This window comes from Delftia sp. JD2, assembly GCF_001682645.1.
Classification (GTDB): domain Bacteria; phylum Pseudomonadota; class Gammaproteobacteria; order Burkholderiales; family Burkholderiaceae_C; genus Comamonas; species Comamonas acidovorans.
Genome location: NZ_LFJT01000039.1, coordinates 16,047 through 34,854 on the forward strand (window position 1 = coordinate 16,047; position 18,808 = coordinate 34,854).

19 protein-coding genes are annotated in these 18,808 nt (G+C 69.4%); 14 read left to right on the plus strand and 5 right to left on the minus strand.

From position 1 onward, the window contains the following. Window positions 1–24: 24 nt before the first annotated feature. The 5 genes from ACM14_RS19825 to ACM14_RS19845 all read left to right on the plus strand — a co-directional run bounded on the left by ACM14_RS19825 (window position 25) and on the right by ACM14_RS19845 (window position 5,723). Window positions 25–831 (plus strand): IclR family transcriptional regulator, encoded by an 807-nt coding sequence (locus ACM14_RS19825; protein WP_013804645.1) that lies wholly within the window; start codon window positions 25–27, stop codon window positions 829–831. Between the two features lie 56 nt (window positions 832–887). Then, complete coding sequence (locus ACM14_RS19830) at window positions 888–1,850, plus strand: LysR substrate-binding domain-containing protein (protein WP_012202727.1); 963 nt, start codon at window positions 888–890, stop codon at window positions 1,848–1,850. Between the two features lie 87 nt (window positions 1,851–1,937). Beyond that, window positions 1,938–3,353 (plus strand): FAD-dependent tricarballylate dehydrogenase TcuA, encoded by a 1,416-nt coding sequence (gene tcuA, locus ACM14_RS19835; RefSeq protein ID WP_065347096.1) that lies wholly within the window; start codon window positions 1,938–1,940, stop codon window positions 3,351–3,353. A 141-nt stretch (window positions 3,354–3,494) separates the two neighbouring features. After that, a complete protein-coding gene (gene tcuB, locus ACM14_RS19840; protein WP_065347097.1) occupies window positions 3,495–4,700 on the plus strand; it encodes a tricarballylate utilization 4Fe-4S protein TcuB in 1,206 nt (401 codons plus the stop codon). A 42-nt stretch (window positions 4,701–4,742) separates the two neighbouring features. Continuing rightward, window positions 4,743–5,723, plus strand: coding sequence for a tripartite tricarboxylate transporter substrate binding protein (locus ACM14_RS19845; RefSeq protein WP_175403288.1), 981 nt, complete (start codon window positions 4,743–4,745; stop codon window positions 5,721–5,723). A gap of 15 nt (window positions 5,724–5,738) precedes the next feature. Here ACM14_RS19845 and ACM14_RS19850 read toward each other — a convergent pair whose 3' ends face one another. From ACM14_RS19850 to ACM14_RS19860, 3 genes are all read right to left on the minus strand, one after another. Then, window positions 5,739–6,242, minus strand: coding sequence for a carboxymuconolactone decarboxylase family protein (locus ACM14_RS19850; protein ID WP_065347098.1), 504 nt, complete (start codon window positions 6,240–6,242; stop codon window positions 5,739–5,741). Between the two features lie 147 nt (window positions 6,243–6,389). Continuing rightward, window positions 6,390–7,376: a tripartite tricarboxylate transporter substrate binding protein BugE gene (locus ACM14_RS19855; RefSeq protein WP_065347099.1), complete on the minus strand. Its 987-nt coding sequence runs from the start codon at window positions 7,374–7,376 to the stop codon at window positions 6,390–6,392. Between the two features lie 51 nt (window positions 7,377–7,427). Beyond that, entirely contained in the window at window positions 7,428–8,657 is a 1,230-nt protein-coding gene (locus ACM14_RS19860; protein ID WP_013804649.1) for an alpha-hydroxy acid oxidase, read from the minus strand. A gap of 111 nt (window positions 8,658–8,768) precedes the next feature. On the opposite strand from ACM14_RS19860, the gene ACM14_RS19865 reads away from it, so the two are divergent. From ACM14_RS19865 to ACM14_RS19875, 3 genes are all read left to right on the plus strand, one after another. Next, window positions 8,769–9,686, plus strand: coding sequence for a LysR family transcriptional regulator (locus ACM14_RS19865; RefSeq protein WP_065347100.1), 918 nt, complete (start codon window positions 8,769–8,771; stop codon window positions 9,684–9,686). 178 nt (window positions 9,687–9,864) lie between these two features. Next, window positions 9,865–10,329, plus strand: coding sequence for a hypothetical protein (locus tag ACM14_RS19870; protein WP_016454004.1), 465 nt, complete (start codon window positions 9,865–9,867; stop codon window positions 10,327–10,329). Next, entirely contained in the window at window positions 10,326–11,087 is a 762-nt protein-coding gene (locus ACM14_RS19875) for a DUF1828 domain-containing protein (protein WP_065347101.1), read from the plus strand. Before ACM14_RS19870 ends, ACM14_RS19875 begins: the two co-directional genes overlap by 4 nt. Window positions 11,088–11,106: 19 nt before the next feature. On the opposite strand, the gene ACM14_RS19880 is transcribed toward ACM14_RS19875, so the two are convergent. Then, window positions 11,107–12,138, minus strand: a complete 1,032-nt coding sequence (locus ACM14_RS19880; protein WP_254662101.1) for a LacI family DNA-binding transcriptional regulator — start codon at window positions 12,136–12,138, stop codon at window positions 11,107–11,109. 177 nt (window positions 12,139–12,315) lie between these two features. On the opposite strand from ACM14_RS19880, the gene ACM14_RS19885 reads away from it, so the two are divergent. Genes ACM14_RS19885 through ACM14_RS19910 form a run of 6 tightly spaced genes read left to right on the plus strand, consistent with a single transcriptional unit; the run spans window position 12,316 to window position 18,393 of the window. Further along, window positions 12,316–13,305 (plus strand): substrate-binding domain-containing protein, encoded by a 990-nt coding sequence (locus tag ACM14_RS19885; protein WP_065347103.1) that lies wholly within the window; start codon window positions 12,316–12,318, stop codon window positions 13,303–13,305. Window positions 13,306–13,316: 11 nt separating this feature from the next. Next, window positions 13,317–14,816, plus strand: a complete 1,500-nt coding sequence (locus tag ACM14_RS19890; RefSeq protein ID WP_065347122.1) for a sugar ABC transporter ATP-binding protein — start codon at window positions 13,317–13,319, stop codon at window positions 14,814–14,816. Continuing rightward, entirely contained in the window at window positions 14,809–15,855 is a 1,047-nt protein-coding gene (locus tag ACM14_RS19895) for an ABC transporter permease (RefSeq protein ID WP_065347104.1), read from the plus strand. The genes ACM14_RS19890 and ACM14_RS19895 overlap by 8 nt, the downstream gene beginning before the upstream one ends. Beyond that, window positions 15,852–16,889 (plus strand): ABC transporter permease, encoded by a 1,038-nt coding sequence (locus tag ACM14_RS19900; protein WP_065347105.1) that lies wholly within the window; start codon window positions 15,852–15,854, stop codon window positions 16,887–16,889. Before ACM14_RS19895 ends, ACM14_RS19900 begins: the two co-directional genes overlap by 4 nt. Continuing rightward, complete coding sequence (locus tag ACM14_RS19905) at window positions 16,886–17,755, plus strand: sugar phosphate isomerase/epimerase (protein WP_065347106.1); 870 nt, start codon at window positions 16,886–16,888, stop codon at window positions 17,753–17,755. Before ACM14_RS19900 ends, ACM14_RS19905 begins: the two co-directional genes overlap by 4 nt. After that, a complete protein-coding gene (locus ACM14_RS19910; RefSeq protein WP_047328012.1) occupies window positions 17,752–18,393 on the plus strand; it encodes a nucleoside/nucleotide kinase family protein in 642 nt (213 codons plus the stop codon). The genes ACM14_RS19905 and ACM14_RS19910 overlap by 4 nt, the downstream gene beginning before the upstream one ends. Before the next feature lie 74 nt (window positions 18,394–18,467). On the opposite strand, the gene ACM14_RS19915 is transcribed toward ACM14_RS19910, so the two are convergent. Next, on the minus strand, window positions 18,468–18,758 hold the full coding sequence (locus ACM14_RS19915; RefSeq protein WP_043825481.1) for a hypothetical protein: 291 nt from the start codon (window positions 18,756–18,758) through the stop codon (window positions 18,468–18,470). Between the last annotated feature and the right edge of the window lie 50 nt (window positions 18,759–18,808).

Consider the following 18,808-nt stretch of genomic DNA (forward strand, 5'->3'; position numbering starts at 1 on the left):
GCAATCACCGGGAAATTCTTTTCCATGCCTTCGCGCAGCACCAATCCAAACGTCCGGCCAGCGGACATTCCAGTCTCCGCCGACGATGCCGGCAGCCGCACGCTGCGCCGTGGCCTGCAGGTGCTGGACGCCGTGCTGGCCGCAGGCCGCGAAGGCCTGCGCGTCGCTGACCTGTGCCGCGCCACGGGGCTGGAGCGCGCCACGGTGTACCGCCTGCTGTCCACCCTGGTGGACAGCGGCTATGTGGCGCACAGGGGGCGCTTCGGCTATGCGGCCGGCCACCGGCTGGCGGCCACGGCCGCCAGCGCAGGCCAGCCCAACATGGCCGTGCGGCTGCAGCCCGTGCTGGAGCGCGTGAGCGCGGGCTGCGCGGACGCGGCCTTTGCCATCGTGCGCGAAGGCGCGGCATCGCACTGCATCGCCCGCCATGTGGGCACGCATCCGGTGCAGATCCTGGTGATCCAGGTGGGCACGCGCCAGCCGCTGGGCGTGGGAGCGGCGGGCCTGGCCCTGCTGGCCGCCCTGCCCGATGCCGAGGTGCAGGCTGCGATGGCGGCCAACGCCCCCGTGCTGGAGCAGTACGGCGGCATGACGCCCGAGCGCATGGCCCTGCTGGTGAAGGCCACGCGCCAGCGCGGCTGGTCCGTCATCGGCAACCACGCCACGCGCGGCGTGCTGGCCGTGGGCATGGCGGTGCGCAATGCCGAAGGCGAGCCCGTGGCCGCCGTCAGCGTGGCCTCCACGCTGGAGCGCATGCCCGGCGAGCGCCAGAAGCTGATTGCGCGCTCGATAGGCGAGGCCCTGGCGGCCCTGCTGCCGCGCGGCATCTGAGGCCAAGCCCCGGTCTGCACCGACAATCGGCGCTGCACACCACGAGCGCCGCCCCCATGGAACTGAGACAACTCCGCTACTTCGTCCGCATCGTCGAACTGGGCTCCATGAGCCGCGCCGCCCTGGACCTGGACATGGTCCAGTCCGCGCTGAGCCAGCAGGTCAGCCGCCTGGAAAGCGAGCTGTCCACCCGGCTGCTGCAGCGCACGCCGCGCGGCGTGGTGCCCACCGAGGCAGGCGTGGCCTTCTTCCGCGAGGCCCAGCTCACGCTGCGCCATGCCGAGCAGGCCGTGCGCAGCGCGCAGCAGGCGCGGCTGTCGGGCTCGGTCAGCGTGGGCCTGGCGCCCACCACCTCGGCCATGCTGGGCCTGCCCATGATGCAGGCCATGCGCGCGCGCTACCCCGATGTGCGCCTGCACATGGTGGAGGGCATGTCCGGCCACCTGACCGACATGCTCAATGCGCGCGCGCTGGACATGGCCGTGCTGTTCGACGCCCGCCTGCACGGCGGTCAGGCCCGCGCAGGCGGGCGGCGCTGGCAGGTGCATCCGCTGATCGAGGAAGAGCTGTTCCTGATCCGCGCGCGCGGCCACCACCCCGAGCCGCTGCCGCCGCAGATGGCGCTGGCCGACCTGGCCGGCGAATCGCTGATCCTGCCCACGGGCCTGCACGGCCTGCGCAGCACGCTGGACACGGCCTTCTCGCAGGCGCGCTTCACGCCGCATCTGGTGCTGGAGGTGGACTCGCTGTCCATGGTCATGGCGGCCGTGGATGCAGGCCTGGGCAGCACGGTGCAGCCCTGGGCCTCCATGGGCCGCTATGCCGATGCCGCGCAACGCTTCGAGTGGTCGCGTATCACGGACAAAGATGCCCTGCGCACCAACCTGCTGTGCAGCCTGTCCGAGGATGAGCTGTCGCCCGCCGCCCTGGCCGCGCGCGTGGTGCTGATCGACTGCGTGCGCCAGCTGCTGCGCGGCGGTGCCTGGGCTGGCACGGCCCTCATCCATCACGAAGACTGATACCCCCATGCCGGCGGGCCCCTGCCCGCCGCGCGGCGTTCTCCCTACATTCGCAATCCCCACGATGGCGAATGCAAGGAGAACTCCATGGACCCCGATGTCCTGGTCATAGGCGGCGGCAATGCCGCCCTGTGCGCGGCCCTGATGGCGCGCGAGGCAGGCCGCAGCGTGCTGCTGCTGGAGGCGGCGCCGCGCGACTGGCGCGGCGGCAATTCCGGCCACACGCGCAACCTGCGCTGCATGCACGACGCGCCCCAGGACGTGCTGGTCGAGGCCTACCCCGAGGAGGAGTTCTGGCAGGACCTGCTCAAGGTCACGGGCGGCATCACCAACGAGCACCTGGCGCGCATGGTGATCCGTGCCTCCTCCACCTGCCGCGACTGGATGCGCCGCCACGGCGTGCACTTTCAGCCGCCGCTGTCGGGCGCCCTGCATGTGGCGCGCACCAATGCCTTCTTCATGGGCGGCGGCAAGGCCCTGGTCAATGCCTACTACCGCAGCGCCGAACGGCTGGGCGTGCAGGTGCGCTACGCGTCGCCCGTGGACCGGCTGGAGATCGAGGACGGAGAGTTCAAGGCCGCCTGGGTGGGCGAGCAGCGCATCACCGCAAAGACCTGCGTGCTGGCGGCGGGCGGCTTCGAGTCCAACCGCGAGTGGCTGCGCGAGGCCTGGGGGCAGAACGCACGCGGCGAGTGGCCGTCCGACAACTTCCTGATCCGCGGCACGGCCTTCAACCGCGGCGTGCTGCTGCGCCACCTGCTCGAAGACCATGGCGCCGACCGCATCGGCGACCCCACCCAGGCCCACATGGTGGCCATCGATGCGCGCGCGCCGCTGTACGACGGCGGCATCTGCACGCGCATCGACTGCGTCTCGCTGGGCGTGGTGGTCAACCGCGAGGCCGAGCGCTTCTACGACGAGGGCGAGGACTTCTGGCCCAAGCGCTATGCCATCTGGGGCCGCCTGGTGGCCCAGCAGCCGGGCCAGACCGCCTGGTCCGTCATCGACGCCAAGGCCATTGGCCGCTTCATGCCGCCGGTCTTCCCGGGCGTGCGCGCCGACTCCCTGCCCGAGCTGGCACGCAAGCTGGGCTTGGACGAGGAACGCTTCATGCAGACCCTGGATGCCTACAACGGCGCCTGCCGCGTCGGCCACTTCGACCACACGGCGCTGGACGACTGCCATACCGAGGGCCTGGCGCCCGCCAAGACCCACTGGGCCCGCCCCATCGACACGGCGCCCTTCTACGGCTACCAGCTGCGCCCCGGCGTGACCTTCACCTACCTGGGCCTGGAGACCGACGACACGGCGGCCGTGCGCTTTGCCGGCCAGCCCAGCACCAACCTGTTCGTGGCCGGCGAAATGATGGCCGGCAACGTGCTGGGCAAGGGCTATACGGCCGGCGTGGGCATGTCCATCGGCACGGCCTTCGGCCGCATCGCGGGCCGCAACGCAGCCCTGGCCGCCGCGGGCCAACCCGCCGTGCGCGGCGCAGTGAGATGAAGACCCCCCTGAGTCGCTGCGCGCCATCCCCCAAGGGGGACGACAGCCTCGCTGCGGGGCGGCCCTTGCTCGCTGTCCCTGGTCAGGAGCAGGCCTACTTCAAGCGCTGCGGGCGGCAAGCCAACCCCATGGACGACACATATGCAAAACACAATTAGCGCCCTGGCACAAGAAGCCCAGGACCTGGCCGCCGGCCGGGTCATTCCCATCCTGCCGGTTTCCACCGAAACCGCCGCCGAAGGCGAGGTGGCGCGCGCCCTGCAGATCTGCAACGCCTGCCGCTACTGCGAAGGCTTTTGCGCGGTCTTCCCGGCCATGACGCGGCGGCTGGAGTTCGGCAAGGCCGATGTGCACTACCTGGCCAACCTGTGCCACAACTGCGGCGCCTGCCTGCATGCCTGCCAGTACGCGCCGCCGCACGAGTTCGCCATCAACATCCCCAAGGCCATGGCCGAGGTGCGCGGCCAGACCTATGCCGACTACGCCTGGCCGCCCGCCCTGGGGCGCCTGTACCAGAGGAACGGGCTCACGCTGTCGCTGGCCCTGGCCGCAGGCCTGTCGCTGTTCCTGGTGCTGGCCGTGGCCCTGCAGGGCGGCCTGTGCCGGCTGTGGGGCGCGGACCTGGGCGCCAACTTCTACAACCTGTTCCCGCACAACCTGCTGGTGGGCATCTTCGCGCCCGTGTTCCTGTTCGTGGTGCTGGCGCTGGCCATGGGCGTGCGCCGCTTCTGGAAGGACGTCAAGCCCGCCACCGGCGGCGTGGACGTGGGCACGCCGGCGGCGGCCGAGGCCGCGCACGACGTGCTGCGCCTCAAATACCTGGACGGCGGCCACGGCGAGGGCTGCCACAACGAGGACGATGCCTACACCCTGAGCCGCAGGCGCTTTCACCACCTGACCTTCTACGGATTCATGCTGTGCTTTGCGGCCACGGCGCTGGCCACGGTCTACCACTACGTGTTCGGCTGGGCCGCGCCCTACGAATTCCCCAGCCTGCCCAAGCTGCTGGGCGCCGTGGGCGGCACCAGCCTCATGCTGGGCACCGCAGGCCTGTGGCGCCTGAACCGCAGGCGCCACCCGCTGCATGGCGACGCGCGCCAGAAACCCATGGACCTGGGCTTCATCGCCCTGCTGTTCCTGGTCGCCGCCAGCGGCATGGCGCTGTGGCTGGGCCGCGGCACGCCGGCCCTGGCCCTGCTGCTGTGCCTGCACCTGGGCGCGGTGATCGCCCTGTTCGCCACCCTGCCCTACGGCAAGTTCGCGCACGGCGTGTTCCGCACGGCATCCCTGCTGCGCCACAACACCGAAAAGCGCCAGCCCAGCCCCATCGGTCTTGGCGCCGACTAGCCGCATGCGCCCCGATTCCCAGCCAATGACGGAGACAACCCCATGATGAACAAGCGCAACTTCCTGCACGCCAGCGCCCTGGCCGCCTCCCTGCTCACCCTGGCCGCCAGCGCGCAGGCCCAGGACTTTCCTCCCAAAAAGCCCGTGTCCCTGGTCGTGGGCTTCGCCGCCGGCGGCGCTGCCGATGCGGCCGCGCGCCTGATCGCCAAGAAGCTGGGCGAGAACATCGGCCAGAGCGTGGTGGTGGAGAACAAGGGCGGCGCGGGCGGCAACATCGCCCACCAGCAGGTGGCCAATGCGGCGGCCGACGGCTCGGTGCTGCTGTTCGGCTCAGTGGGGCCGCTGACCATTGCGCCGCACCTGATGAAGCTGCCCTACGACCCCTTCAAGGACCTGGCGCCCATCTCGGGCGGCGTGAACTTTCCCAACGTGCTGGTGGTGCACAAGGGCGCGGGCGTGAAGACCCTGGCGGAGTTCGTGGCCAAGGCCAGGAAGAACCCGGGCACGGTGGACTACGCATCGACGGGCGCGGGCTCGGCCTCCCACCTGGCAGGCGAGCTGTTCAACCAGCGTGCCGGCATCGACATGGTGCACGTGCCCTACAAGGGCGGCGCGCCCGCGCTGCAGGACCTGCTGGGCGAGCGCGTGACCAGCTACTTCGCCGCGCCGCCCACGGCCCTGCCCCACATCGAGGCCGGCAAGCTGATCCCGCTGGCCACCACGGGCCTCACGCGCCCGGCGTACATGCCCGACATCCCCACGGTGGCCGAAGCCGGCTATCCCGGCTTCGAAGCGCTGAACTGGTATGCCTTCGTGGCACCCGGCAAGACGCCCAAGCCGATGCTGGACCGCTGGAACACCGAGATCGTCAAGGTACTCAATGACCCCGGCGTCAAGGAGGCGCTGAACAAGCACGGCCTCACGCCCCAGCCCACCACGCGTGCCGAGTTCGCGGCCTTCATGAAGAAGGAATACGAGCAGTGGGGCCGGCTGGTGAAGGAGCGAAAGCTCACGGCGGAGTGAGCGGCTTGCAGGCGTTCAGAGCTTGATGGGCTTGCGTGCCACGGGCGCTGCAAAGCCCGCGCACAGGCGGTTCCAGACATTGATGCTGCCGATGGCATAGGTCAGCTCCACCATCTCGCGCTCGCTGAAATGCGGGCGCAGCGCCTCGAAGTCCTGCTGCTCGGGATGGGCCTGGCTCAGGCGCGTGCAGCGCTCGGCCCAGTTCAGGGCGGCGCGCTCGCGCCCGTCGTAGAAATCCACCTCGGGCCAGGTGACGATGCTGTTGATGCGCTGCAGGACCTCGCCCCGGGAAAGCAGTTCGCGCGTGTGCATATCCACGCAGAAGGCGCAGCCGTTGATCTGCGAGACGCGCAGGAACACCAGCTCCAGCAGCTGGATGCCCAGGCTGGACTGGTTAAGCAGCGCGTTGATGCCGGCCTGGGCCTTGTACAGCTCGGGGGCGATGGCCTGGAAGTTCAGGCGCGGCGTGGGGGCGGCAAGAGGACGGGCGCCGGTGGCAGCGGAAGACGAAGCGGTCATGGAAAACACTCCTTGAGGGATGTAGCAGCCGGCCGGAATGGCTGGCCCATACCTTCAAGACGCGCGGGGCGTGCGCGTTGTGACAGCGTTGGCGAAAATTCTTTCGCAGCCCCGGCCCCCATCCCCCATTCCCGCCCCGGCTGGCGCTCAATCCGCCACGATGCGCCGCTCCGTGGCGATCTTGCGGTACAGGGCGTTCTCGGCCGCGATCTCGCGCGCGAACTCCTCGGGGCGGTTGCCGATCACGCGCGAGCCCGTGTCCTCGATCTGGCGGCGCACCTCGGGGCTGGCCAGCGCGCGCTGGGCGGCCGCATGCAGGCGCGCCACGATCTCGGGCGACAGCCCCTTGGGGCCGTAGATGCCATAGAAGGCGCTGCGGTTGACCGGCTCCAGCCCCAGCTCCTTGAAGGTGGGCACCTGCGGCAGCTGGGCCAGGCGCTCGGGCGCGGCCACCGCCAGCGCGGTGAGCCGGCCCGCCTTGATGAAGGGCAGGGCCGAGGGCAGGTTGTCGAAGACGATGGGCACCTGGCCCGCCACCGCATCGTTGAGCGCAGGGCCCGATCCCCGGTAGGGCACATGCGTGAGCGACAGCCCCGAGCGGCTGGACATCAGCTCCATCAGCATGTGGCCTATGGAGCCCGTGCCCGCCGTGCCGTAGGCATGCTTGCCGGGGTTCTTCTTCACCTCCTCCACGAAGGCCGCAAAGCTCTGCGCCTTGAAGCCCGGATGCACGGCCAGCACATTGGGCGTGGCCGCAATGTTGGTGATGGGCGTGAAATCGGTGAGCGGGTTGTAGGGCAGGCGCGGGTTGATGGCCGGATTGGTGGCCGTGGTGGACACGGTGGCCACGCCCAGCGTGTAGCCGTCGGGCTGGGCGCGCGCGGCCTCGTGCGCGCCGATGGCGCCTCCGCCGCCGCCCTTGTTGTCCACCACCAGCGGCTGGCCCAGGGCCTCTGCCATGCGCGGCGCGATCGCGCGCGCCACGATGTCGGTGGTGCCGCCGGCCGCAAACGGCACGATCAGGCGCACCGGGCGCGTGGGATAGGCGCCGGCATCGGCCGCCATGGCGCCCGGTGCGGCACCAGCGGCCAGCAGCAGGGCGCACAGGCTGCGGCGTGAAGTGAAGTGGTTCATGGGATGTCTCCTGGGAATGGCTGTGTTTTGAACGGACGGTGGAGGTTTCTGTCAGGCCGATGCGCGGCGCACGATGTGCGAGCGGTCCAGCGCGCCGCAGGAGGAGGCGCCCAGCATGGCCAGGTTGCGGTCCACCTCGTCGCGCAGCAGGCCGATGGCGTGCAGCACGCCGGCCTCGCCGCCCACGGCGGCGGCGTAGTTGAAGGGCCGACCCACCAGCACCATGCGCGCGCCCAGCGCCACGGCCTTGAGCACATCGGAGCCGCGCCTGAAGCCCCCGTCGATCAGCACGGGATAGTCCGGCCCCAGGGCCGCCACCACGTCCTCAAGAATGCGCATGGCCGACACCGCGCCGTCGAGCTGCCGCCCGCCATGGTTGGACAGCACGATGCCGTCGGCCCCCACGCGCCGCGCCTGCAGCGCGTCCTCCACGCTGAGCACGCCCTTGATGACCAGCGGCCCCTTCCAGCGGCGGCGGATGGCCTCGATGTGGCGCCAGCTCAGGTGGTCGCGTGCCGAAAAATCGCGCATCACGCTGGACGACATGATGGGCGCGCCGCGCGTGGCAAACGAGTTCTCGAAATGCGGCATGCCGTGGCGCAGCAGCGTGCGCAGGAAGGTGCCGGCCACCCAGCCCGGGCGCACCATGCCGTCCCAGGCCAGGCGCAGGCTGGGCTTGAGCGGCGTGGAAAAGCCTGTGCGGATGTTGTTCTCTCGGTTGGCGGAGATCGGTATGTCCACCGTCACCACCAGGGTGCGAAAGCCTGCGCGCTCCACGCGGTCGATCAGCGCGTCGATGCGGGCCTGGTCACCGGGGATATAGGCCTGGAACCAGGTGGCCGGGCTCTCGCGCGCCACCTCCTCCATGGGGATCAGCGAAGTGCCGCTCATCACCGACACAATGCCCGCGCGCTGGGCCGCGCGCGCCAGCACCAGGTCGCCCCGGTAGGTGGATAGCGCATTGATGCCCATGGGCGCAATGCCGAAGGGGCTGGCATAGCGCTCGCCGAACAGCTCCACGGCCTGCGAGCGCTGCGACACATCGGCCAGCACGCGCGTGGTCAGGCCCCATTCGCCGAACACCTCGCGGTTGTCGCGCAGCGAGGCGTTGTCCTCTGCCGCCCCGGCGATGTAGCCGAAGATGGGCCGGGGCAGCCTGCGGCGCGCGGCCTCCTCGAAATCATGCAGCGACAGCATGCGGCGCAGCACGGCCGGGGCGCGCGGCGCCGGCAGGGCGGATGCCGAAGGCGTGGAGGCAGAGGAGGAGGCGATGGCGGCCATGGTGTGGACCTCGGAATGTTCAGGAACCGGCGCCACTGTAGGCCGCGCATCCATTGAATGAAAGTGGATTATTTAGAATGCACTTGTTCGCTTTTTGCCAATGACAGACCCATGTCCACACCCTCGGTCAAGCAGCTCGAAGCCTTCTGGTGGGCCGCCACCTGCAGCAACTTCGCCACGGCAGCGCAGCGCGTGCACCTGTCCGTGTCCTCGCTGTCCAAGCGCATCACGGAACTGGAATCCGCGCTGGGCCAGCCGCTGTTCGACCGCAGCGGCCACCGCGCCGTGCTCACCGACGCCGGCCAGCGCCTGCTGCCCGCCGCGCTGGAGGTGCTCAACGCCATGGCCGCGCTGGGCCAGGCCCTGGACACGCGCGAGGCGCTGGCCGGGCATTGCCGCTTCGGCGTGGGCGACCTGTCGGCGCTGACCTGGCTGCCGGCCTTCGTGGCCGCCGCACGCCAGGCCCATCCGCAACTGGTGCTGGAGCCCCATGTGGACGTGGGCGGCGTGCTGGAGCAGCGCCTGGACGACGGCGAGCTGGACTTTGCCGTCATCGCGGGCCGCTCCTCGCGCAGCAGCCTGCTGTCCCGCCCCGTGGGCGCCGCACGCTTTGCCTGGGCCGTGGCCCCCGGCCTGGCAGGCGCGGGCCGCCTGGGCGCCACGGCCCTGCTGCAGCGTCATGCGCTGGTCACCCTGCCCCCGCAGGCCGGCACCACGCGCCTGCTGGACGACTGGCTGCTCGCCCAGGGCGCCAGCGTGCGCGAGCGCATCCTGTGCAACAGCTGGGGCGCCGTGGCCGGCATGCTGCGCGCCGGCTTGGGCGTGGGCTTCCTGCCCACCGGCTGGATCGCCGCCCTGGGCCTGCGCGCCGTCGGGGGCGCCCATCCCAAGGCCGCCCTCGCGCCCCTGCACTACGCCTTCCAATGGCGGCGCGGCGACGCCCGCGCCCTGATCCCGGCCATGCAGCAAATGGCGCAGGCGCAGGTGGATTTCACGGTGATGCCGGGGTTGGTGGGGTCAGGGCGATGAAGGCCAATGGATCCAGACGCAATACCCTTGATCGCGTTGATGCGATACAACATGCGTCAAGGTCGGCGCACTCCAGAATCAAAGGGCGAGCGCGGTTGTGACCAAGGGCAGGAGGTGAGCAGCGCCACTGCGCTGGCTGTCGGCAACTCCTGCACAAACAACATGAAAGGAGGAGAGGGTGGATAGTCTTGACGAGGCGGAGGCTCGCCAGATACTGTCAGAACGTCACTATTGCGACGACGCCGAGGCCGACGATTGGAAGTTACTGGACAAGCCACAGGGAGCGTTCAACTTTGAACAGGGCCTGGTAACGGACAGCGGCAAGGGGACAGGCCTTGTGGTCCAGTTGAACTTCTATCGCTCTTCGGATACTGGGCTCATCACCCTGAAGATGAGTGTGTTCCGTCACATGAAGAAGCAGCCCAAGGCAAGGGTTTACCAATTGCAGATCACGACGAAAAGCTACAACCCCGACAATTGGCACGATCAGGCGCATGAGCATCTGGGAGATGCACGAAACCCTGTTCCAGAGTGGAAGTCATGGCGGACTTTCCATGATGTTTTCGCATTTTTCTGTCAACGCACCAACATCGAATTCAGGCCCGCACTTGAGGATCCAGAACAGCTGAGGCTCCAACCATGATCTGCCAGAACCTTCTCAACCTGACCGGGTTTGCGTGCCAGCCCATCAACGAGCAAGGCACGCTTGCAAGGATCAACACGCCCTTCTGTTTTGCCGATGGCGACCCCGTGCCTGTGTATGTGCAGAGTTTCGACAACGACGTACATCGGTTTTTCGACGATGGCCAGACCGTCCTGCACTTCATTGGCAGAGGGATGAATTTCTCGTCAGGGCACAAGCTGAGGTTCCTCAGCAACCTGGCGAGCAAACACGGGGCCTCACTCAATGCCAAGGGCGTCATAGAGATCCTGTCAACGGACTCGTCGTCCGCCGACGCCTTTGCACGGTACATCTCCTGCCTTGTAGCCATCACCCATTGGGAGATGGAGCACCAGGGCGTGGACGCCGATGGATCGGCATTTGCCACGGAGGTAGCACAAGCCCTGCTCCAAAGGTACCCCGGCAAGGAGCTGCAACTTAGGCCCGAATACCTTGGAAGCTCGGGCAAGCGGCATGAGTTGGACTTCAAGATGGAAGGCTCTGGGTATCTGGCCGTCAAGCCAACGCAGCAGTCTGCGGCTCCCGCCCTCTACAAGCTGGTGGACATCACCAACCGGCAAACCAATGACGGCGAAAACATCGTGGTCGTGATCGATGACAGATTCGACAAACAGGCCGCCAAAAACACCCAGCAAGTCTTCAGAAGCATCGTCAGCGACGTGATCCACTTCAGCAAGCTTGTCCCTGCAGACTCTGCAAGCGCTGCGATCGTGCACTGAGCAGGCAAAAGCCCTGAGCCTATGGCGGGGGACTCAAAATCCCCCACTCCACCAACTGCGGCCGCACCTGCACCACCTGCCCCGCGCGCAGGCCTTCGCCGTCGATGGCGCGGAAGGCCTCTGCCATCAGGCCTTCGACGTTCTGGCGCACCATGTGCACCGGAAAGCGCAGGCATTCGGCATAGGGGTCCCAGTCATAGCTGCCAAAGCTGCATTGCGCCAGTTCCGCATCGGGCAGTGCGCGCAGGAAGCGGATGGCGCCCTGCAGCGTGATGCCCGATGAGAACAGCAGGGCGCGCGGCAGGCCGCCCAGGCGCTGGTAGAGCGCGGCCATGGCAAGGCGGGCCGCTTCGGGGTCGTAGCCGCAGCAGACGATGTGCTCGTCCGCCACCGGCGTGTGGGGCGCCAGGGCTTCGCGAAAGCCGGCCAGGCGCTGCTCGGTGGCGTACTCCTTGCGGACGCCACCCAGAAAGCAGACGGCGTCCTGCGGCGCACCTGCCGGGGGCCTGGAGCGCGCCAGCAGCAGGCGCGTGAGTTCGGCCGCACCCCAGCGGTTGTCGCTGGTGACGGAGGGCGCCTTCTCCCCGGGAAGATCCACGTTGACATGGCGCACGCCGGCCTGTCGGCATTCGGCGCTGACGGCGTCGGGCCGGGTGGCGCCCGTGACGATGAGGTGCTCCACGCGAAAGGCGATCAGCGAGCGCACGGTCTCCACCTCCAGCGCGCCGTCGCGCAGCGTGCTGACCACCAGCGGGCACAGGCCGCGCTCATGGGCCATGCGCTCGAAGGCCTGGGACAGCGCGCCGAAGAAGCGGTCCTCGTGCGTGGGAATCACCATGCCGATCAGCCCCGAGCGCTGGCGGCGCAGGCCGCTGGCCTGGCGGTTCACGGCAAAGCTGTGTTCCTGCGCGAGCTGCTGCACGCGGCGCGCGGTCTCCTCGCTGATGCGCCGCGACTGCCAGCTGCCGTTGAGGATGGCGCTGACCGTCGAGGCCGAGGTGCCGGCCAGTTCGGCCAGGTCGTAGATGGTGGAGGTTCGGGGGCGGTTCACGGTGCTCTGCAGGGGTTGGGACGGGAGCGCTCGGCGGCCATCGTAGCCGCTGCGACAGCGATTCGGGCGGACCGGCACCGGCACGCAGCAGCGGCCCGGGAAATCCCGCATCGGCAATGGAAGTCCATCTGTCTATAGTTTGCGCAATCGATTGTGCAAAACACAGGGAGGAGCGCCATGTTCCATGGATTCAGCCGGTTCTCGAGGGCACTGTTGGCCTGCACCCTGGCGGCGCTGGCAGGCGCGGCCGGTGCCGAGGATGTGTCGGTGGTGGCCAAGGTCGGGGGCATTCCGTGGTTCAACGCCATGGAGACCGGCATCCGCAAGGCAGGCCGCGAGCTGGGCATCTCCAGCGGCATGGTCGGCCCCACCGAGGCCGATGCGGCCCAGCAGGTGCGCGCGGTCGAGGACCTGATCGCGCGCCGCAGCAAGGTCATCGCCGTGGTGCCCAATGACGCCAGGACACTGGAGCCCGTGTTCCGGCGTGCGCGCAGCGCGGGCATCAAGGTGCTCACGCACGAGTCGCCCGACCAGAAGGGCGCCGACTGGAACATCGAGCTGAGCAGCGTCGCGGGCTTTGGCGAGCGCCACATGGACAGCCTGGCCAAGGCCATGGGTGGCGAGGGCAAGTACGTGGTCTTCGTGGGCTCGCTGACCGTGCCGCTGCACAACGCCTGGGCCGATGCGGCCATCGCCCACCAGAAAAAACAGTGGCCGAAGATGCAGCTGGTGTCCGAGCGCTTCGGCGTGGCCGAGAGCCTGGACGACTCCTACCGCAGCGCCCAGGACCTGATGCGCGCGCACCCCGACCTCAAGGGCTTTCTGGCCTTCGGCAGCCAGGGCCCCATTGGCGCGGGCCGTGCGGTGGCCGATGCGCGCAAAGCCGAGCGCATTGCCGTGGTGGGCTCGTTCTCGCCGGGCCAGGGGGCGAAGCTGGTGCGCGACGGCGTGATCCGCGAAGGCTTCATCTGGAACCCCGCGCTGGCCGGCGAGGTGATCGTGCATGTGGGCAAGATGCTGATCGACGGCCGCGAGCCCACGGACGGCATGGAGATACCGGGCCTGGGCAATGTCCAGGTGGACCGCGAGCGCCGCAACATCCAGGGCCAGAGGCTGGAGCCGATCAACCGGCAGACCATAGACCGGCTGGTCAGCCTGGGCCTGTGAGCCGCGCTGCCATGGATGCCACCACAACGGCGCTGGTCCGCATGCAGGCGGTCACCGTGCGCTTTGGCGAAGCCACCGCGCTGCATGCGCTGGACTGGGACGTGATGCCCGGCGAAGTGCACTGCCTGATGGGCAGCAACGGCAGCGGCAAGAGCACGGCGATCAAGGTGCTCAGCGGCGTGCATGCGCCGCAGCCGGGCGCGCGCATCGACATCGGCGGACAGCCCGTGCAGCGGCTGGACCCGGCGCTGGCCAAGTCCCTGGGCATCCAGGTGATCTACCAGGACCTGTCGCTGTTTCCCAATCTGAGCGTGGCCGAGAACATCGCCTTCGACCAGGCCATGGGCCGCTGGTGGGCGCCCGTGCACCGCAGGCGCCAGCGCGAGGCGGCCCAGGCCGTGTTGCGGCGCCTGGGCATTGCGCTGCCGCTGGATGCGCGGGTGGGCGACCTGCCCATTGCGGGCCGCCAGCTTGTGGCCATCTGCCGGGGCATGGCGGCCCGGGCCAGGCTGCTGTTCATGGACGAGCCCACGGCCTCGCTCACGCGTGCCGAGGTCGATGCGCTGCTGGCCGTGGTGCGCCGGCTCCAGGCCGATGGCATGGCCATCGTCTTCGTGAGCCACAAGCTGGACGAAGTCATGGAGATCGCCGACCGCGTCACCGTGCTGCGCGACGGGCGCAAGCTAGGCACCTGGCCCGCCGCGCAACTGTCGGGCAGGCAACTGGCCGCGCTGATGACCGGGCAGGAAGTGGATGAGCGCCTGCATGCGCGCGACATGTCCGCCGCGCCCGCGCTGCTGGAAGTGCGCGGCCTGGGCCGCGACGGCGACTACGAGGACGTGAGCTTCGACGTGCGCGAGGGCGAGATCCTGGGCCTGACCGGGCTGCTGGGCGCGGGCCGCACCGAGCTGGCCCTGGGCCTGTTCGGCATGCGCAGGCCCGATCGCGGCAGCATCCGCCTGGGCGGCCGCACGTTGGTGCTGCGCAGCAACCGCGACGCCATGGCGGCGGGCATTGCCTATGTGCCCGAGGACCGCCAGTCCATCGGCCTGAACCTGCGCCAGTCCGTGCAGGACAACCTGGTGCTGGCCATGCTGCCGCGCCTGTCCGGCCCGCTGGGCTGGCTGCCCGCCAGTCGCCGCGCCGCCACTGCGGCCCAGTGGCGCGACCGCCTGCACATGCGCCTGCCCGCGCTGGACGCGCCCGTGCACCAGCTGTCCGGCGGCAATGCCCAGCGCGTGGTGCTGGCCCGCTGGCTGGCGACCGCGCCACGCCTGCTGATCCTCGACTCGCCCACCGTGGGCGTGGACATCGGCAACCGCCAGGGCATCTTCGAGATCGTGCACGGGCTCGCCGCACGGGGCATGGCGGTGATCGTCATCTCGGACGAGGTGGCCGAGGTCCATGCCCACTGCGACCGCGTGCTGCACATGCGCGGCGGACGCATGGCCGGCGAGTTCGTGCCGGGGGTGCATTCCGAAAGCCAGATCGAGGAGGCCGTCCATGCCTGAACACGCACACGCAAACGCACACGCGCTGCTGCACCACCCCGTGGCCCGGCTGGGCCTGGCCATTGCCGCCATGGCCCTGCTGTTCGGCGCCCTGGCGCCGGGCTTCTGGACACTGGGCAACTGGATGGACGTGGCCGAGGGCGCATCGGTCACCGCCATCATGGCCGTGGGCCTGCTGGTGGTGCTGGTCGCGGGCGGCATCGACATCTCGTTTGCCGCCACGGCCACGGTGGCGCAGTACCTTGCGGCCCTCGCGGCCACACGCCTGGGCTGGGCACCGGCGGCCAGCATCGCGCTGGGCCTGGCCACGGGACTGGCGCTGGGCGCATTCAACGCCCTGCTCATCCACCGCCTGCGCGCCACCTCCATCATCATCACCATCTCCACGCTGAACCTGTACTTCGCGCTTCTGATGCATGGCACGGGCGGCCGGTCCATCTACGACCTGCCGTCGTGGTGGAGCGATTCCGTGGTGCTGGCCCGCTTCGCAAGCGCCGACGGCGCAGACCCCGTGCGCCTGACCCTGCCCATCGCCGTGGCCGGCGCAGCCGCCGTGCTGACGGCGCTGCTGCTGGGCCGCAGCGCGCTGGGGCGGCGCCTGTACGCCTTCGGCGGCAACCCCGAGGCCGCGCACCGCATGGGCATCGGGCTGGGCGCCATCCAGGGCGTGGCCTATGGCTGGCTCGGCATGATGGCGGCCATCGCAGGCCTGGTGCAGGCGCACCGCGTGGGCGAGTCGGTGCCCAACGCCCTGGTCGGCACGGAGCTGTTCGTGCTCGCAGCCGCCGTGCTGGGCGGCGCAAGCCTGTTCGGCGGCACGGGCAGCGTGGGCGGCGTGCTGATGGGCGTGCTGCTGCTGGCCGTGCTGCGCAACGGGCTGAACCTGATGGGCGTGTCGCCGTATTTCTTTCAGGTGCTGCTGGGCGCCGTGGTGCTGGCCTGCGCCGCCGCAACGGGACTGCGGCGCACGCAGCGGCGCAACCAGCAGCGCAGCGCTGACGCCACTCCTGCAGCGCCTTTGGCGGGGGCTGCGCCATGAACCGCAGCCCTGGCGCGCCGCTGGGCCTGATCGCGCTGCTGGCACTGCTGTGCGCCGTGTTCACGCTGCTGCTGCCCGGCAGCTTCGCCACCCTGGGCACGCTGCAATCGGTGCTGCTGCAGATCCCCGAGCTGGGCCTGCTGGCACTGGCGCAGATGCTGCCGCTGGTCAGTGGCGGCATCAACCTGGCCGTGGTCGCCAGCGCCAACATGGCGGGCCTGGCCATGGCCTGGGTGCTGGTGGGAGGCCTGTCGGCGCTGGGCCTGGACCTGTCGGGCCATGAGGGCCTGCTCATCGCCGCAGCACTGACCGTGGGCGCCCTCGCCAGCCTGCTGGTGGGGCTGGCCAGCGGCTGGCTGGTGGCGCGCGTCCATGCCCATCCCATCCTCGTCACGCTGGGCACCATGTCGCTGATCAACGGCCTGTGCGTCTGGCTCACGCGCGGCAAGCCCATTGCAGGCTTTCCCGAGGCCTTCCAGGCCCTGGGCTCCGCCCAGTGGCTGGGCCTGCCGCTGCCGTTCTGGATCTTCGCGGTCGTGTGCCTGCTGGTGGGCCTGTACCTGGGCAGCACGCGCCACGGGCTGGCCATCTGCATGGTCGGCTCCAATGCCGAGGCCACGCGCCATGCGGGCATCGACACGCGCCGCGTGCTGATCGGCGTCTACACCCTGTCCACGCTGCTGTGCTGGATCGCGGCCGTGCTGATGATGGCGCGCTTCAACTCGGCCAGCGCGGGCTACGCCCAGTCCTACCTGCTGGTCACGGTGCTTGCGGCCATCCTGGGCGGCACCGATCCCATGGGCGGCTTCGGCCGGGTGTCGGGGCTGTTCGTCGCACTGCTCATCCTGCAGGTGCTGTCCAGCGGGGTGAACCTGCTGGGCGCCAATGCCCAGCTCACGCAGGCCCTGTGGGGCGCCACCATGATCGCCGCCGTGGCCGCGCGCCACCTGCTCGCGCGCTGTCGGGGCCGTGCCCGGGCACCCGCCGCCCCCTCCCCTTCACGCTCTCGCAGAGTCCACCCGGAGCCCCTATGAACCCCCTCGGCATCCACGCCCTTGTCTGGGCCGGCGACCTGTCGCCGGCCTCCACCCGCCATGTGATCGAGCAGACGCGCCAGGCCGGTTACGACCTGGTCGAGCTGTCCCTGCACGGCCCCCGGCTCATGGACCTGTCGCTCACGCGTGATCTGCTGCAGGAGCATGGACTGGCCGTGGGCTGCTCGCGGGGCCTGACCTTCGAGGCCGATGTCTCCAGCGAAGACCCCTCCGTGGTCGCGCGCGGCCTGGCGCTGCTGCAAGAGGGCGTGGACATCACGGCGCGCCTGGGCGGGCGCTATTTCGGCGGCATCCTCTACGGCGCCATGGCGAAATACGGCCACCCCTGCACGCCGCAGGGCCGGCGCAACGCGATCGAGGCCGTGCGGCGCATTGCCGACTTCGCGGGCGAGCGCGGCGTCACGCTGGGCCTGGAGGTGGTCAACCGCTACGAAAGCAATCTGCTGAACACGGCCACGCAAGCGCTGGAGTTCATCGACGAAGTCGGCCGGCCCCATGTCTGCGTGCACCTGGACACCTACCACATGAACATCGAGGAAGCCGACCTCGCCGCGCCCGTACTGGCCTGCGGACAGCGGCTGGGCTATGTGCACATCGGCGAGAACCATCGTGGCTACCTGGGCGCGGGCCACATCGACTTCGCGCAGTTCTTCGGTGCGCTCGCGCAGATCGGCTACCAGGGCACCGTCACCTTCGAGAGTTTCTCGTCCGCCATCGTCAACGAGCAGCTGTCGAACGCGCTGGCCATCTGGCGCCCGATGTGGGAAGACGGCATGGACCTGGCCCTGCACGCACGCGGCTTCATGGCAGACGGGCTGGCCAGCGCGCAGCAGGCACGCGCATGACGGCCATCCTGCCGCCCGAGGCCCTGGCGCGTGCGTTTGCGCTGGCACGCTCCGGCCCCCGCCGCCTGCTGGGCCTGGCTGGCCCGCCCGGCGCAGGCAAGAGCACGGTCTGCGCCGCCCTGCTGCAGGCGCTGGGCCCGCTGGCGGCGGCCGTGCCCATGGACGGCTTCCACCTGGCGCAGTCCGCGCTGCAGCGCCTGGGCCGCGCGCAGCGCAAGGGCGCGCCCGACACCTTCGACTCGGCCGGCTACGTGGCCCTGCTGCGCCGCCTGCGCGCGCCCGTGGCCGGTGAAACGGTCTACGCCCCCGAATTCCGGCGCGCCATCGAGGAGCCCATTGCAGGCGCCATCGCCATCGCGCCCGGCGTGCCCCTGGTCATCACCGAAGGCAATTACCTGCTGATGGATGAACAGGATGCGCCGGGCACGCACTGGCATGCCGTGCGCGCGCTGCTGGACGAGGTCTGGTACGTGGACATGGACGACCGCCTTCGCATCGAACGCCTGACCCGCCGCCACGAACTCCACGGCCGCAGCCCCCAGGCCGCACGCGACTGGGTGGCGCAGGTGGACGAGCCCAATGCGCGCCGCATTGCGGCAACGCGGGGACGGGCGGATTGGGTGTTGCGCTGGGGGTGAGCGGGGGTGGCCGCGTACAGGCCGTTATTCGAATCGCGTGGGCAGACCTTGCAAGCCCTTAGTGGGCCATGGATTCAATACGCGGCAAGTCGGCGGCTGAGCATGTCGCGCAGACGGGGCAGGCTCAGAACCCAACCCCGCCTGACCACATCTTCCGATGGCAGTCTTTCTTCTGGATGCAAGGCGAAATATCGCTCGCTGGCCTGCATCAGGCTCGCAGATTCCTGGGGGAATCGTGAACGGACGATCATGGCGGCCAGGCGAAACACGTTGGCTTCGCGCTGGTCCTGGGCGGGCTGAGCACGCTCCCGGGCGACGAAGGAGCAGCGCGATAGCAGCGCCGATTCATCATCTCTGGCCGTCATTGCATCCACCTCCGTTCGCACCATGGCATCAAGATTTCGATGCCATGACT

Bases quoted from the DNA above. Each gene is read 5' to 3' on its own strand.
- ACM14_RS19825 (WP_013804645.1), top strand. From the start codon at position 25: ATGCCTTCGCGCAGCACCAATCCAAACGTCCGGCCAGCGGACATTCCA.
- ACM14_RS19860 (WP_013804649.1), bottom strand. From the start codon at position 8,657: ATGGCCGCCATCGCCTCCTCCTCTGCCTCCACGCCTTCGGCATCCGCC.
- ACM14_RS19890 (WP_065347122.1), top strand. From the start codon at position 13,317: ATGGATGCCACCACAACGGCGCTGGTCCGCATGCAGGCGGTCACCGTG.
- ACM14_RS19845 (WP_175403288.1), top strand. From the start codon at position 4,743: ATGATGAACAAGCGCAACTTCCTGCACGCCAGCGCCCTGGCCGCCTCC.
- ACM14_RS19905 (WP_065347106.1), top strand. From the start codon at position 16,886: ATGAACCCCCTCGGCATCCACGCCCTTGTCTGGGCCGGCGACCTGTCG.
- ACM14_RS19850 (WP_065347098.1), bottom strand. From the start codon at position 6,242: ATGACCGCTTCGTCTTCCGCTGCCACCGGCGCCCGTCCTCTTGCCGCC.
- ACM14_RS19885 (WP_065347103.1), top strand. From the start codon at position 12,316: ATGTTCCATGGATTCAGCCGGTTCTCGAGGGCACTGTTGGCCTGCACC.
- ACM14_RS19910 (WP_047328012.1), top strand. From the start codon at position 17,752: ATGACGGCCATCCTGCCGCCCGAGGCCCTGGCGCGTGCGTTTGCGCTG.
- ACM14_RS19865 (WP_065347100.1), top strand. From the start codon at position 8,769: ATGTCCACACCCTCGGTCAAGCAGCTCGAAGCCTTCTGGTGGGCCGCC.
- ACM14_RS19855 (WP_065347099.1), bottom strand. From the start codon at position 7,376: ATGAACCACTTCACTTCACGCCGCAGCCTGTGCGCCCTGCTGCTGGCC.
- ACM14_RS19895 (WP_065347104.1), top strand. From the start codon at position 14,809: ATGCCTGAACACGCACACGCAAACGCACACGCGCTGCTGCACCACCCC.
- ACM14_RS19875 (WP_065347101.1), top strand. From the start codon at position 10,326: ATGATCTGCCAGAACCTTCTCAACCTGACCGGGTTTGCGTGCCAGCCC.
- tcuA (WP_065347096.1), top strand. From the start codon at position 1,938: ATGGACCCCGATGTCCTGGTCATAGGCGGCGGCAATGCCGCCCTGTGC.
- ACM14_RS19900 (WP_065347105.1), top strand. From the start codon at position 15,852: ATGAACCGCAGCCCTGGCGCGCCGCTGGGCCTGATCGCGCTGCTGGCA.
- ACM14_RS19830 (WP_012202727.1), top strand. From the start codon at position 888: ATGGAACTGAGACAACTCCGCTACTTCGTCCGCATCGTCGAACTGGGC.
- tcuB (WP_065347097.1), top strand. From the start codon at position 3,495: ATGCAAAACACAATTAGCGCCCTGGCACAAGAAGCCCAGGACCTGGCC.
- ACM14_RS19915 (WP_043825481.1), bottom strand. From the start codon at position 18,758: ATGACGGCCAGAGATGATGAATCGGCGCTGCTATCGCGCTGCTCCTTC.